Source organism: Caulifigura coniformis (assembly GCF_007745175.1).
Classification (GTDB): Bacteria; Planctomycetota; Planctomycetia; order Planctomycetales; family Planctomycetaceae; genus Caulifigura; species Caulifigura coniformis.
Genome location: NZ_CP036271.1, coordinates 2,519,247 through 2,533,173, shown reverse-complemented (window position 1 = coordinate 2,533,173; position 13,927 = coordinate 2,519,247). Strand labels below are relative to the sequence as shown.

The window sequence follows — 13,927 nt, the reverse complement described above, 5'->3', positions numbered from 1 at the left end:
TAAACTGGCATGTCATGAGCCCGCGCCCGACCCGTCTCGAAATTGCTCTCGTCGTCGCCGTCTTCGCGGCCGGCTTCGGACTGCGCGCGGCGGTTCCCGCGCGGATGGCGGTCGAACATTTCGACGAGGGAGTGTACGCGTCGAACCTTTACACGCCGGACGGGCGGTACCCGTTCCAGCATCTGTATGCCCCGCCGCTGTTGCCGTTCTGCCTGGAGTGGGCGGCGATTTTCGGCGGGCCGCAGGGGGTGATGTGGGTGAATGTCGTCAGCGGGTCGCTGACGTTGCTGGTGGTCTGGGGGATGGTTCGCGCGTGGTGGGGGCCACCCGCGGCGATGGCGGCGATGGTGCTGTTAGCCTTCAACGAGTTCCACATCGCGTACAGCCGTGCGGCGCTGACGGACGCGATGCTCGGGTTGTGGATGACCGCGGGGGTGTGGGCGGGGTGGCGAGCGGTCCAGTCGGGAGGGGCCGGGAACATCGTCGCGGCCGGGGTGCTGGCGTCCCTGGCGTGGTGGACCAAGTACAACGGCTGGCTCACGCTGGCGATCACCGGGGCGGGGACGGCGGGGTGGATCGTGTTCGGGGGCGCGGGCGCGATAGTGGCGAGCGGGCGTCAGCCCCCTGATCCTCAGCCGTCACCATCGCGGTCCAAAAAACGCGTGAAGTCATCAGCGGGCTCAGGCCCGCCGCTCGCCGACGCGCCGAAATCGGGGACGGTGTTCGGCGCTGCCGGCGTGTGCCTGGGTCGGTGGGGGCTCACCGCGGGCATCGCGTTTCTGCTCTGGGCGCCGTGGCTGTGGGAGTTGCAGAAGTACGGCGGCTATTCGGCCGTGGCGAAGAACCATGCGGGGTACTTCACGGGACTGGGGCAGTGGTGGCCGAACGCTGTGCGGCAGGTGGCCGCTCTCGCCCACGACAACCGCCTGCTGACCAAGCTCTCCCCGTTTCCCGCCCTGCTCTTCGCGACGGTCATCCTTTCCAGCCAGTTGATCGCGTTTGAGTGGCGTCGGTTGTCGGCAGAGGCGCGAAGCGATGGGCGAGCGGAGGGAGACCCGGTCTCTGCGAACGTGACGGCGCGATCACGCCTGCGCGAGCTGAGCCTCTGGCTGGCGGCGGCCTGGCTGATCGGACTGACTGTCGCCGTGCCGTTGTACACGCCCTACCCGCGGCTTGGCCTGACGTGGATCTTCGGTGTGATTCTCGGGCTCGCCTGCCTGATGGCGACATGGCTCCTTCCGGCCGACTGGAACGCCTCGACGCTGAACGGCCCGTCCCCTGATCCGGCGCCACCGCAAGGTCGCTGGAAGAGACTGGGAGTCTTCTTCGCGGCGTTCGTCGTCATGGTGGGAGCCTACGCGGCGTTCACAGGATCGGTCCGGGGCCCCTACCCGGCGTGGGAGAATCGAAGTGGGCTGCAGTCGGTGTCCGCAGAAATCGTGGCCCGCTTACGGACTGAATCCCTGCCCCGCGAGGTCGAAGGCGTCCGGTGCGCGCTCTATGTCCTCGCCGAGCCCGGCCTGTACTTCCACCTCGCGGCGGGGCAGCGCGACAGCCCGGTCGGATACCTGACGCTCGCGGCCGCCGATTTCGACATGACCCGGGTGGGGCCGAACCAGACCGAGGTGCCGCTGTATGTCGTCGTCGGTCCGCATGCGGACCAGGCCGAAGCCGACCGGCTCATCGCGGCGGGCCGGCTGGAGGTCGTCGCCGAGTTCGATTACCGGCCCAGTGATCTGGTCCTGCTCGACAGCCGCCCGGCGTGGGAACTGCCGACGACCGACAAGCCGGTCGTCGAGCGGGTCAGGCTGTTGCACGTGAAACGGGATTGAGGCTGAACAGGAGACAAGGCACCCATCGGAACGGGGGCCAGTCGGCGGCGGTGCGTCGCCCAGTCGGGGCTCAACGCCGCGGGACCCTGTTCCATTCATCATGCTCTCGGATACCGTGAAGGGCGACGTCGCTTGCGGCGGCCTGGTCGTGCCCGGCCTGGTCGCGGGTTGTAGCTCTGGTTCCGGAAGGCGATTCATGAGACTGCCCTGCTGCACTTTCGCGGCTGTTCTGCTGGTCGCTCTCGCTGGTCCCGTTTTCTCCGACGAGCCCGATCCGCGCATCGAGGCCTTCTGGGTGCTGCTGCACGAGCCGGCGGTCGTCGAGGAACTCAAGCTCTCGGCCGAGCAGCAGTCACGATTCACGACGATGCGCGATGGCTGGGACCTGCGGTTCTTCCCGCTGCGCAACCAGAAGCCGGAGGTCAGCCGGCCGACGTTCGCGGCCCTGGTGGCCGAAGCACGGGAGGAGCTGAAAGAGGTTCTCGACGAGCGTCAGGAGACACGGCTGCGGGAAGTCGAACTGCGCCGGCTGGGGACCGACTCGTTTCTGCAGCCGGAGATGGAGCCGGTCCTCAAGCTGACCGACAGCCAGAAGGAGAAGATCCGGGCCATTGTTTCGGAAACCCGGGAGAGCCTGCAGCGCGCGGCGGCCAAGGCCAAAGAGGAGAAGACGCCGCAAAAGCAGCTTGAGGGCCGGCTGCGAACGCTCAAGATCGGCGAGCAGCGGAAGGTGCTCGACCGCCTGACCCAGGCCCAGCGCGACGGCTGGACGAGGATGCTGGGGGAGGCCTTCGATGTGACCCGCCTGGGCCGGCCCGCCTTCCGGGTCCCTGACCTCATCGACTCAGGCCAGTGGGCCAACAGTGAGGGACTCGCCTCCAGCAGCCTCCGCGGCAAGGTCGTGGCCGTCCATTTCTATGCGTTCGGGTGCATCAACTGCATTCACAACTACCCCGCCTACCTCGACTGGCAGTCGCGATACCGGGGGCAGGATCTGGTGATCGTCGGGATTCACACTCCCGAGACCAAGGCCGAACGGGACATCGAGGCTGTGAAGAGGAAGGCGGCCGAGGAGAAGTTCGAGTTCCCGGTGCTCATCGACGTGGACTCGAAGAACTGGGATGCGTGGGGCAACTCGATGTGGCCAAGCGTGTACCTCGTCGACAAGGCCGGACGGCTCCGCTTCTACTGGACGGGCGAGCTGAACTGGCAGGGGCAGACGGGCGAAGCCCAGATGCGGAAGCACATCGAAGAACTCCTGACCGAGCCGGCTCCTTGAGTTGAGGGCGTGACGTGGGGCCGCACGCAGAGGCGTCGCATCGCGGTGAAGCGGGTCGGCTGATCGCAGGCGGGCGCCTCGAGGTCGTGGACGAGTACGAGTATCGGCCGAACGATCTTGTCCTGCTCGATAGCCGTTGGGCCTGGGACCTGTCGCCGAGGGACCCACCGATGGTTGAGAGGATTCGACTGTTGCACTCGATACAGTGAGCGGCGGGTCGCAGGCGACCCGGCTCAATCGTAGGCGGGGGTGAACGATGACGATCGACGAGATTTCTGTTGTTGAAGGGAAACCGCTGCAGGAGGTTTCGGTCGCGGATGTCGACGAGGCCGAGCGGGTTCTGGGCGTCACATTTCCCGAGGGCTATCGCGAATACATCACGCGGTTCGGCGAGGGGGCGCTCTCCGTTTTCGTCAGGGTCTTTCCGCCGTGGGAGATCGCTAACTCACTTCAGGAGTGGCGGGACCGGATCGATGCGTACTGGTTCTGGGGCGAGCGGAAGCTGTCCCCGAAGCGGGCGGGGGAGTGCATCCGGTTTGCGGACACGCTGGACGGTGACGAGTTCTGCTTTCACCCCAAGCGGCCCGGTCGGCTGTATGTGTTGCCACGGGAGGAAGAGTCCGTCTCGGTGGTCGACGGGTCGCTGTGGGACCTGCTCAAGTGGTGTTGCGTCGACTGCAAGTTGAACCCGGATGTCGGACCTCTCGAATTCGAGCCGTTCAACGCGAGCAGCCGGACGGCAATCAACTACCAGCCTCCTGAGAAGAAGAAGCGGAGCAAACCCCCCACCATCCTGCCGACGCGGACGCCTGAGCAGACGCTCGAAGAGTTCTGGGAGGAGAACTGGAAGCTGGTGCAGTCTGTCTTCAAGGAGATGGATGATCCCGATCTTCCCCGCGAATTCAGTGGCTTCGAGTCTGATGCCTGGCGGGACTGCAAGAAGTTCAAGAAGGCTCTCTGGGAACGACTGACGACCGGTGCGAAGTTTTCGGACATGACGATTGGCAGCGACGACTTCGCACCCGACAACCGGGACGAGTTCGTTCGCACGGAAATCAAGGGAGCGAAGGCGTATGTCTACACGCTCCGGGCCAAACGATGGGATCGGGAGAGAAAGTACAAACATCGCTGGGTCCTGGAGCACGTGGACGGCGAATGGAGAATCAAGGAACGGCAGAAGGAAGGGATGAAGATCGACAAGTATGTGAAGGGCCGGATTGAGTGAGGGCGGGGCGCGGGGGCAAGGCGCCGTTGCACGTGAAACCTTGAGCGGCGGGGTTGAACGCCACTGCTCAATGGGTGCGTTCTCGATCGGGCGATTCGAGAAGTTCCTTCAGTCGCGGTACCAGCGGCGGCGGCAGTTGGTTCAGCCAGGATTCATCGACCAGGCCGACCCCGATGAGGTCGAGGACGTGGACTTTGTCCTTCAGTCGAAATGACGTGAGCTTCATCCGGACGAGGGCCTCGAGCGTCGGCACGGGGAACTCCGGGCCCGGTTCAGCCTCGGTCACATCCGGCGTCTCCGTCGGGTAGTCGCTGAAAACTCTCTCCCGGGCGAACACGACGTGCACTCCGCTCCGCACCGAGCCGGTCGGTCCATCCAGAAAGAGGTCGATCCCGTTCACATTGTGGTGGACGAATCCGGCGCTGCTCAGCGCGGCGATTGTGCGATCGAGATCTTCGCGGCGGATGAGCAGGTCGACGTCGGCCGTGTTGCGGACGGCCTCTGCATCGACACGGGCAACCCAGGAGGCGACCGCGTGGCCGCCGATGATTGAGTGGGGCACGGACGATTGAGTGAGCGCGGCCGAAGCTCGGCGGGCGCGTTCGCGAACGGCGTCCACGGCGGCGATCATCCTGTCCCAGGAGAAGTCTTTGAGAACGACGGGCATGATGTGAGTGTTCACGATCGCGCGGCGGGGGGCAATGCGAGTTTGTCGCGAGGTGATGGTGTTCGCTGCATGAGCGCCGACTGAAGGCGGAACTCCGGCGGGGGTTGCACGTGGAACGGGTGGGTTTACGATCGAGGCATGTCGACGACTCCGCCACTGCCGAATCGCAAGCCTGCCGGCATGAGCTGGGAGAGCTTCGCCGAACGCCGCATTCGTGAGGCGATGGACGCGGGCCAGTTCGACAACCTCGCTGGCGCCGGCAAGCCGATTCCAGGGATCGATGATCCACCCGATGATGACTGGTGGATCAGGCAGAAGCTGAAGGATGAGGGTCTCTCGATCGTGCCACCAATCCTCGAGGCGCGCCGGGAACTGGAACGCACGCTGGCAGAGTTGCCGCGGATCGGAAGTGAAGCAGAAGTGCGACGCCGGCTGGAGAAGGTGAACCAGCAGGTCCGGGAGGCGATCGCGTCCCCACATCCGGGGCCGGCGGTGGTCGTGCTGCCGGTGGATGTCGATGAGGCGGTTGCCCGATGGAAGGCGCCCTCGGGCGGGGCCCTTCCACCGTCCGCTGAGTAACGCATCTCGGGGCGATGTCGGTATTCTCGAACAGGTCTCTTCGAGGAGTCTGCCCGTGCGCTCGAGAACATCGGCGTCCCTTCTCGCCCTGATTGTCATTGTGCTGCAGGCGATTGCCGCTCGCGCAATCGCGGCCGAGAAGCCGAACATCATCTACATCATCGCGGACGACCTCGGGTACGGGGACGTGCAGTGCCTGAACCCGGAGCGGGGGATGATCGCAACTCCGCACCTGGATCGCTTGGCGTCGCAGGGGATGACATTCACCGACTCCCACAGCGGATCGGCCGTCTGCACTCCGACACGGTACGGCCTCCTCACAGGGCGGTATGCCTGGAGGACGCGGCTGCAGCAGGGCGTTCTTGATGGCGGAGACGATGAGCCGCTGATCGTGTCGGAGCGGCTGACCGTTCCCCAGCTCCTCAAGCAACACGGATACACCACCGCCTGTCTGGGCAAGTGGCACCTGGGCTACCTGTCCGAGCGTCCAGCTGACGCCGGATCTTCACCGGCGAGAGGGAAGAAAGCGAAGGCCGCCGAAAACACGCCGCCGGTCGGATCGAAGATCGTGGGCGGGCCGACCACGCGCGGGTTCGACCTGTTCTGGGGGTGCTCGAACGCCCGCACGATGAAGGCGCTGGTCGAGAACGACCGCGTGATTGAATCTCTCGAACCTGTGGACATGCTCCCGCGGCTCGCCGCGCGGGCGGTTCAGTACATCGACGACCGGGCCGCGGACAGTCGCGCCGGAACGCCGTTCTTCCTGTACCTGCCGCTGACGTCGCCCCACACGCCGATCGTCCCGGCGCCGGAGTGGCAGGGGAAGAGCCCGCTCGGGAGCTACGCCGACTTCGTGATGCAGACCGATGCCGTCGTCGGCCAGGTGCTGACAGCGCTCGATGACGCCGGGCTGGCGGACAGCACGCTGGTGGTTTTCACGTCCGACAACGGCTGCTCACCAGCAGCGAAGACGAACCAGCTTGAGCAGGCAGGCCACTTCGCGAGCGCCGGGTTCCGCGGTTACAAGGCGGACATCTGGGAGGGAGGTCACCGCGTGCCGTTCTTTGTCCGCTGGCCGGGACGGATCGCGGCCGGTTCGAGATCCGATCAGCTGATCTGTCACAGTGACCTGATGGCGACGTGTGCCGAACTGATCGGAGCGACGCTCCCTCCTGAGGCGGGCGAGGACAGTGTCAGCATCCTCCCCGTCCTGCTTGGGAAAGCGACTGCACCGGTGCACGAAGCGGTCGTGCATCACAGCATTTCGGGTCGCTTCGCGATCCGGCAGGGATCGTGGAAGCTGTGCCTGTGCGCGGGGAGCGGCGGGTGGAGCAAGGGCGGCGATGCGGAATCGCCGCAGCTCTATCGCCTCGATACCGACCCTGGCGAACAGCACAACGTCGAGGCTGCGAACCCGGACGTGGTCATGCGGCTGACGAAGCTGCTCGAGGACTACAGGGCGCGGGGGAGAAGCACGCCGGGGCCGGACCGGACGAACGACGTCCCGATCGAGCTGTTCAAGCCATGATGTCTTTCAGGACGTGGGCTTTTTCGACACCGGTGAGTTTCAGGTCGAGACCCTGGTGCTTGATCGTGAACCGCTCGTGGTCTATGCCGAACATGTGCAGCATTGTGGCGTGCATGTCGCGGACGTGGACGGGGTTCTCGGCGGGGAAGTAGCCGAGGATGTCGGACTGCCCGTAGCTGAGCCCGCCCTTGATGCCGCCCCCCGCCATCCAGCTGGTGAAGCAGCGCATGTGGTGATCCCGGCCGGGGGCGCCTTTGCTTGTTTGCGACATCGGGGTTCGACCGAATTCGCCGCCCCAGATGACGAGGGTGTCATCGAGCATGCCGCGCTGCTTGAGGTCGTGGATCAGTGCGTAGGTTGGCTGGTCGGTCAGTCGGCAGCAGATGTCCATGTACTTCTCGATGCCGTCGTGATGGTCCCACCCGCGGTGATAGAGCTGGATGAACCGGACTCCGCGCTCGGCCAGCTTGCGGGCGAGGAGGCAGTTCGAGGCGAACGATCCGTCGCCCGGCTTGCAGCCGTACATGTCGAGGATGTGCTGCGGCTCCCCGGACATGTCCATCAGCTCGGGGACCGATGCCTGCATCCGGAAGGCCGTTTCGTAGTTGGCGATGCGGGTTTCGAGCTCGGGATTGGTCACTGTCTCATTGCGGCGGCGGTCGAGCGCGTTGACGGCATCGACGAGACGCCGCTGCTGGGCGTTCGTCACGCCGGGGGGATTGGAGATGTAGTGGACCGGGTCGCCGGCGGAGTTGAACTCGACTCCCGAAAACCGGCTGGGGAGAAAGCCAGCGTCCCACTGCCGGGCGGCGATCGGCTGGGGATTGCGGCCGCCGACGCTCGTCATGACAACGAAGCCGGGGAGGTCCTCGCACTCGGAGCCGAGTCCGTAATTGATCCACGCCCCCATCGAGGGGCGTCCGCTGATGGCGGTGCCCGTGTTGATGAAGGTGTTGGCCGGGTCGTGATTGATCTGGTCGGTGTGCATCGAGCGGATGACGCAGATGTCGTCCGCGAGCTTCTGCTGCCAGGGGAAGAAGTCGCTGACCCACTGGCCCGATTCGCCGTACTGTTTGAACTTCGTCATCGGGCCCTGGACTTTCAGCTCCTTCCCCTGAAGCTGGGCGATGGGCTGTCCTTTGGTGAACGACTCGGGCATTGGCTGCCCGTCGAGGCGTTCCATCTCGGGCTTGTAGTCGAACGATTCGAACTGCGATGGCCCGCCGGACATATACAGGTAGATCACCCGCTTGATCGTCGCGGGGAAATGCGGGAGGCCGGACCGGCCTGGCGCATGGGCCTGGGAGTCGCGGGCGATGAGGCTCGAGAGGGCGGCGGCTCCGAAGCCGACGCCGGTGGTCGACAGGAACTGACGGCGGGCAAGGGCGGAATTGAAGAGGCTCATGGTTCGTTCACGCGACTCGCAGTGCTGGTGATTCGACATGGCGCCGGCGACGCCGTCGAACGGGAGCTAGTTTCTCTGGTACGTCTCACCAAGATTCAGGATCGCCCGGGCGACTGTCGTCCAGGCCGCTTCTTCAACCTCATCCATGTTCCCGGGCCGCTTCGCGAGGCCGACCGCCAGGATTTCCTCAGCGCGATCGGGATCGGCCTGGGCTTCTTTCAGTGAGGTCGCGAAGAGGTCGCGGAGAAGCTTCGCCTCGACATCATCGGGATGTCGGGAGGTTGCCAGGCGGAACGCGAACGCGATCCGTTCGTCGGGAGTCGAGCCTCCCTGCTTCATGATGCGGACAGCGAAGGCGCGGGCGGCTTCGACGAACGTGGGGTCGTTCAGGAGCACGAGTGAAGCGATTGGCGTATTGGAGCGAGGACGTTTGACCGTGCACTCTTCCCGCGTCGGCGCATCGAAGGCCTTCATCATCGGGTGCAGGAACTGGCGCTGCCAGTGGACATAGACGCCGCGTCGCCACTGCTTTGCAGTCTCCGTGTCCGATTTGTATTCGCGGGTTGGGAAGTTCAGGTGACGGTAATAGCCGGCCGGCTGATAGGGCTTCACGCTGGGGCCGCCGACTTTCTGGACGAGAAGGCCGCTGAGGTCGAGGGCGGTGTCGCGGACGGCTTCTGCCGGAATGCGGAACCGCGCCTGTCGAGCCAGCAGCCGGTTTTCGGGGTCGCGTTGGAGCAGTTCCTTTGAGGCTCGCGATGACTGCCGGTAGGTCCGGCTCATCACCATGAGCTTCAGCATGTGGCGGACATCCCAGCCGCTCTCGACGAACTCAAAAGCCAGGCGGTCGAGAAGTTCCGGGTGGCTTGGAGGCTCCCCTTGTCCTCCGAAGTCTTCGAGCGACCGACTGAGGCCGTCGCCGAATGCGAGATACCAGAACCGGTTCGAGAAGACGCGCGCGGTGAGAAGGCCATTCCCTTTCTCCGCGTCGAACAGCCAGTTGACGAGATCGAGGCGTGTCGGACGGTGGTTTTCGGAACCAATCGTTCCCATGAACTCGGGAATCGCCGGCGGGGTCTCGGGGCCCGAATCGTCGAGCCAGTTGCCGCGCGGGAGGAGCCTGGTGATCCGCGGCTCTTTGTGCAGCGTGATCATCACCGTCCGGGTGGAATCGTTGAGCCTCTTGATCGACTTCTCGAGCCGGGCGAGTTGCCTGTCGAGAGCGGCGCGTTTCGCGGCCGTTTCAGGATCTTCCGCGGCCTGCCCTTCGGCCGAAGCGGGCGAGGTCTTTTCGGAACCGGCGATGACTTCCTGGGCTGCTTTCTCGGCGAGTTCCTTCGGCGAAGGACCGAGCCGGGCGAGCTGTTCGACAATCTTGCGCTGCTGTGATTCGAGCTTGTTGAGCGCCTGCCTTTCGCGGCGCGAAAGCAAGGGAATCTCCGGCGCGCGACGGGCGGGGAGCGTGTTGGTTCCCTCCTTGAAGTGCCGCTCGTCGTCGATGTCGGCGAAGAACGCCTGCAGGGAGTAGAAGTCTTTCGCGGTGTACGGATCGAACTTGTGGTCGTGGCACTGGGCGCATCCGATCGTCGCGCCGAACCAGACACCGGAGATGTTCCTCACTCGATCAGCGCCATAGACCGCCAGATACTCTTTGGCCTGCAGGCCTCCTTCGTGCGTCGTCTGCAGCAGCCGGTTATAGGCGGTCGCGATCTTCTGGTCGTCGGTCTGATTGTCGAGGTAGTCGCCGGCAAGCTGCTCGCGAGAGAACCGGTCGAACGGCATGTTGGCGATGAAGGCATCGATCACGTAGTCGCGGTAGAGCGACGCATTGTGGTCCTGATCGCCGTGGTAGCCGACGGTGTCGGCGAAGCGAACAAGGTCGAGCCAGTAGGCAGCGAGTCGCTCGCCGCACTCGTCCGACGCGAGCAGGCGATCGACAAGTTTCTCAAGCGCATCGTACGCCGGGTCGTTCACGAAGGCCTCGACCTCCGCCGGCGTCGGCGGGAGCCCGGTGAGATCGAATGTGAGTCGGCGGATCAGCGTGACCCGATCGGTGTCGGGTGCTGGAGTGAGTCCTTCTTCTTCAAGCCGGGCCAGAACGAAACGATCGATCCAGTGGGTCGACCACGCCTGGTCCTTCACCGCGGGGGCTTCATGTCGCGCTGGCTTCTCGTAGGCCCAGGCCTGTTTGTAGACCGCCCCCTCGGCGACCCATCGTTTGAGAATGGCGATTTCGGCTGGGGTGAGCTGCTTGTCGAGCTCCGGCGGGGGCATCCGGTCGTCGTCCGTGCTGACGATCCGCTCGATCAAAAGACTGGCTTCGGGCTTCGCGGAATTGATAACGAACGAGCCGTCGCGGTCGCGCTTGGCGTCCGCTTCGACGTCGAGTCGCAGCTCGGCCTCACGCGAATGGGCATCGGGGCCGTGACAGTGGAAGCACTTGTCACTGAGGATCGGCCGGACGTCGCGGTTGAAGTCGATGGGCTTGTCGGCCGCCGACAGAGCGACCGGGGCGAGGGCGAGGAATGCGGCAATCACAGACAGCGAAGGGCGCATGGTTCGATGTCGTGTCCTTGAGGCGGGACATTGTCGGCCAGGCTGGCCGGCAATGCAGAAGGCAGGAGTTGATCAGAAGTTGGCCAAAGCTGGCGTCCTGCCCATCGCCTACCTGCTCCTCGAATGACCGTTGAGCAGAGACGGTCATTTCAGGCGGCTGCGCGGCAACTTTCCACACCCTTTGAGTTTACGCGGAAATGCGGCCGTGCACAGCTGGAACCGGCCGAATTGCGCAGAGTGGGACGCGCCGCTGCGCACTTCCGCGATTGGGGAAACGGGGCAATGGGCAGACTCCCGCGGCCATCAGCCAGCGGCCCAGCGGGAGACGGCCTGCGCGAACGCCTCTCCCCGTTCCACGTAATTGTTAAACCAGCCGTAGCTTGCGCATCCCGGGGAAAGCACAACGGCGTCCCCCGGGGACGACTCCGCGAAGGCCGTGGCGCAGGCCGAGTCGAAGTCTGCCGCCACGTTAATTCTGTCGCGTCGCAGTCGGCCCCCCTTCCCTGTTTCCAGGCATTCGCGGATTCGTCGTTCGAGCTCGGACGCGGTTTGTCCCATGAGCACGACCGACTTCACCTTGTGCGCGATCGCCTCGGAGAACGGGCCCAGGTCGACGTGTTTGTCGTAGCCGCCGGCGAGCAGCACGACGGGTTCTTCGAACGCCTCCAGCGCGGCCATCGCCGCTTCGGGGGTCGTGGCTTTGCTGTCGTCGAAGAAGCGTCGGCCGTGAAAGGTTCCCAAGGGCTGAAGCCGGTGCGGCAGTCCCTGGAAATCGCGCAGGGCCGCGCGGATCGCCGTGTCGCCGGCGCCCATTGCCATTGCCGCGGCGCAGGCGGCGGCGGCGTTCCGCGCGTGATGCCGGCCTGGCAGCGCGAAGCCGTCCCGAAGATCGATTGAGAACCGCGACGTGACGAGCGTCATGTCGTGGACGAAGCAGCCTTCGCGCGCCGGCTCGGAGTCCGATGGGAGGGGGGACTCGACGTCGAAGTCGTCTTCCGCGAAATCTTCCGCCGGCAGTTCGGCGGCGACCTGATGAGTTCCGAACCAGTGGACCGCTCCCCGCGTCGACCAGCGCGACACGTCGGCGTCGTCCGCGTTCAGGACCGCAAGATCGTCGACCCGCTGCCAGCGCAGGACTGTCTGCTTGGCACAGCGGTAGTCGTCGAGGTCGCGATGCCAGTCGAGATGATTGGGGCGAAGGTTCGTCACGACGGCGACGTCCGGCCGAAACCGGATCCGGTCGAGGTCGGCGAGCTGGAAGCTGCTCAGTTCGAGGACGACGAGGTCCTGCGGGCGAATCTCCTCGACTTCGGAGAGGAGACTGCGACCAATGTTTCCTCCGAGCCGGGTTGTCATGCCGGCGGCGGCGAGCATGCGTTCGAGGAGCGCCGTCGTCGTGGACTTGCCGATACTCCCGGTCACCGCAGCGACCGCGGCCCGGTTGTGCTCGATGAACAGGTTCATCTCGCTGGTCAGTTCCACGCCCGCCGCGCTGGCCATTTCGAGGAAGCGGTTGGGTCGCGGGACTGCGGGATTCACGACGACGAGGTCGGCATCGCGAAAGTCTTCTTCCCGATGTCCGCCGAGGTGGAGCGACTCGATGGGACAGCCATCAAGCCTCGCCAGCGTCGCGGCGAGGTCGACCTCGGATTTGAGGTCAGTGACGGTGACGCGCGCTCCGCGTTCACAGAGGAAGCGGACGACCCCTTCTCCGCCGCCGAAGGCGCCGAGGCCCATCACGGTCACGCGGCGTCCGCGAAGGTCGCGCGGCGAAGGGCTCGACGGGGGGCTCACGACGTCAGGTCCGAGTTCTTTTTCGGAACCTTGGGCCGCCGGCCTTTTCTGTCGACGATCTTGAGGGCCGTGTAGAACGCGGCCGGGGGCTTGTAGTGATGGTCTTCGATGTAGTGGATGATCATGTCCGGGCAGGCGTAGGTGACCTGACCATTTTCGATCCAGATCTCCGCGCCGCCCAGCGTCTGTTTGTACTCGTCCAACTGCAGGTATTCTCCGCGGCGGCACATACGGCACTTGAACCAGCCGCGGGTGCGGAGGACTCGAAACGGCAGCTGCCGCTTCAGCATTTCGATGACGCCTTCAGGCGGTTCCTCGGTCTCGAAGGGCTCGTTTTTTTCGATCCAGCCGACGTGGAAGATGCGGTGGTTGGGCCGGTCGTATTCCGCGTAGGGCGTGAGGTCAGGGACGTACATTCAGGATGCCCGCTTTCAGAAGATGCCGAGGATGTCGCGGGCTTCGTCGGTCATCCGCGCGGGGGACCAGGGGGGGCTCATGACGAGCCGGATATTCGCCTTCTCGATGCCGCCGAGTCGTTCGAGCGCCATCTTGGACTGCTGGACGATCTGCGGTCCGGCCGGGCAGGCGGGGCTGGTGAGGGTCATGTCGACGTGCACCTGGCGCTCATCGAGCGTGATGGTGTAGACCAGGCCGAGGTCGACGATGTTGATCATCAGTTCGGGGTCGATGACTTCCTTGAGCGCCTCGATCATGGCCGTTTCGTCGGGCGGCGGGCCGTCGTAGGTTTTCGGTTCGGCGGGCGCCTCAGCGGCCGCGGCCGGTTCCGGGGTGGCGGGAACGGGGCACGGGACGTCGGGCAGCGTGGGAAGGTCGGACGACATCGGCGGACGAGGGTGACTGGCGAAGGAAGAAGATGCCCGGAGGACGATTCTCCGAGGCGGATGGGGTGCGGACCCCGTGTTGTGACGCGGTCGACCCATTGTACAGGCAAGTTCCGGCTCGACGACCCGGCGATGTGGATTCACCGGGAATGCGGGGTTCTTGCCCATCGGGATCGTCGTCAAACCTGCGTTTCCGGGGCAAGGATTCCATGGACCCCAA

At 65.0% G+C, this 13,927-nt stretch carries 11 protein-coding genes; 5 read left to right on the top strand and 6 right to left on the bottom strand.

The features are described 5' to 3' along the window. Window positions 1-14 precede the first annotated feature (14 nt). From Pan44_RS10030 to Pan44_RS10020, 3 genes are all read left to right on the top strand, one after another. On the top strand, window positions 15-1,832 hold the full coding sequence (locus Pan44_RS10030; RefSeq protein WP_145029723.1) for a phospholipid carrier-dependent glycosyltransferase: 1,818 nt from the start codon (window positions 15-17) through the stop codon (window positions 1,830-1,832). A 196-nt stretch (window positions 1,833-2,028) separates the two neighbouring features. Next, the gene (locus Pan44_RS10025) at window positions 2,029-3,111 is read left to right on the top strand and encodes a redoxin domain-containing protein (RefSeq protein WP_197453992.1); all 1,083 of its coding nucleotides are present in this window, start codon (window positions 2,029-2,031) and stop codon (window positions 3,109-3,111) included. A gap of 256 nt (window positions 3,112-3,367) precedes the next feature. After that, window positions 3,368-4,336, top strand: a complete 969-nt coding sequence (locus tag Pan44_RS10020; RefSeq protein ID WP_145029719.1) for an SMI1/KNR4 family protein — start codon at window positions 3,368-3,370, stop codon at window positions 4,334-4,336. A 67-nt stretch (window positions 4,337-4,403) separates the two neighbouring features. Here Pan44_RS10020 and Pan44_RS10015 read toward each other — a convergent pair whose 3' ends face one another. Continuing rightward, window positions 4,404-5,003, bottom strand: a complete 600-nt coding sequence (locus tag Pan44_RS10015; protein WP_145029717.1) for a nucleotidyltransferase family protein — start codon at window positions 5,001-5,003, stop codon at window positions 4,404-4,406. A 138-nt stretch (window positions 5,004-5,141) separates the two neighbouring features. Between Pan44_RS10015 and Pan44_RS10010 the strand changes: the two genes are divergently transcribed. Then, on the top strand, window positions 5,142-5,582 hold the full coding sequence (locus Pan44_RS10010; protein ID WP_197453991.1) for a DnaJ family domain-containing protein: 441 nt from the start codon (window positions 5,142-5,144) through the stop codon (window positions 5,580-5,582). Window positions 5,583-5,637: 55 nt separating this feature from the next. After that, window positions 5,638-7,110, top strand: coding sequence for a sulfatase family protein (locus tag Pan44_RS10005; RefSeq protein WP_197453990.1), 1,473 nt, complete (start codon window positions 5,638-5,640; stop codon window positions 7,108-7,110). Here the strand turns inward: Pan44_RS10005 and Pan44_RS10000 are convergent. From Pan44_RS10000 to Pan44_RS27840, 5 genes are all read right to left on the bottom strand, one after another. Then, entirely contained in the window at window positions 7,100-8,515 is a 1,416-nt protein-coding gene (locus Pan44_RS10000) for a DUF1501 domain-containing protein (RefSeq protein WP_145029713.1), read from the bottom strand. The genes Pan44_RS10005 and Pan44_RS10000 overlap by 11 nt on opposite strands. 66 nt (window positions 8,516-8,581) lie before the next feature. Beyond that, window positions 8,582-11,071 (bottom strand): PSD1 and planctomycete cytochrome C domain-containing protein, encoded by a 2,490-nt coding sequence (locus Pan44_RS09995; RefSeq protein WP_145029711.1) that lies wholly within the window; start codon window positions 11,069-11,071, stop codon window positions 8,582-8,584. A gap of 303 nt (window positions 11,072-11,374) precedes the next feature. Then, entirely contained in the window at window positions 11,375-12,865 is a 1,491-nt protein-coding gene (murD, locus tag Pan44_RS09990; protein ID WP_145029709.1) for a UDP-N-acetylmuramoyl-L-alanine--D-glutamate ligase, read from the bottom strand. Beyond that, the gene (locus tag Pan44_RS09985; RefSeq protein WP_145029707.1) at window positions 12,862-13,281 is read right to left on the bottom strand and encodes a DUF7919 family protein; all 420 of its coding nucleotides are present in this window, start codon (window positions 13,279-13,281) and stop codon (window positions 12,862-12,864) included. Before Pan44_RS09985 ends, murD begins: the two co-directional genes overlap by 4 nt. A gap of 15 nt (window positions 13,282-13,296) precedes the next feature. Continuing rightward, window positions 13,297-13,707 carry a metal-sulfur cluster assembly factor gene (locus Pan44_RS27840; protein ID WP_231754270.1) on the bottom strand — a complete coding sequence of 137 codons (411 nt, stop codon included), beginning with the start codon at window positions 13,705-13,707 and terminating at the stop codon, window positions 13,297-13,299. Between the last annotated feature and the right edge of the window lie 220 nt (window positions 13,708-13,927).

Bases quoted from the DNA above. Each gene is read 5' to 3' on its own strand.
- Pan44_RS10030 (WP_145029723.1), top strand. From the start codon at position 15: ATGAGCCCGCGCCCGACCCGTCTCGAAATTGCTCTCGTCGTCGCCGTC.
- Pan44_RS10020 (WP_145029719.1), top strand. From the start codon at position 3,368: ATGACGATCGACGAGATTTCTGTTGTTGAAGGGAAACCGCTGCAGGAG.
- Pan44_RS10015 (WP_145029717.1), bottom strand. From the start codon at position 5,003: ATGCCCGTCGTTCTCAAAGACTTCTCCTGGGACAGGATGATCGCCGCC.
- Pan44_RS09985 (WP_145029707.1), bottom strand. From the start codon at position 13,281: ATGTACGTCCCTGACCTCACGCCCTACGCGGAATACGACCGGCCCAAC.
- Pan44_RS09995 (WP_145029711.1), bottom strand. From the start codon at position 11,071: ATGCGCCCTTCGCTGTCTGTGATTGCCGCATTCCTCGCCCTCGCCCCG.
- Pan44_RS10000 (WP_145029713.1), bottom strand. From the start codon at position 8,515: ATGAGCCTCTTCAATTCCGCCCTTGCCCGCCGTCAGTTCCTGTCGACC.
- Pan44_RS10025 (WP_197453992.1), top strand. From the start codon at position 2,029: ATGAGACTGCCCTGCTGCACTTTCGCGGCTGTTCTGCTGGTCGCTCTC.
- Pan44_RS27840 (WP_231754270.1), bottom strand. From the start codon at position 13,707: ATGTCGTCCGACCTTCCCACGCTGCCCGACGTCCCGTGCCCCGTTCCC.
- Pan44_RS10010 (WP_197453991.1), top strand. From the start codon at position 5,142: ATGTCGACGACTCCGCCACTGCCGAATCGCAAGCCTGCCGGCATGAGC.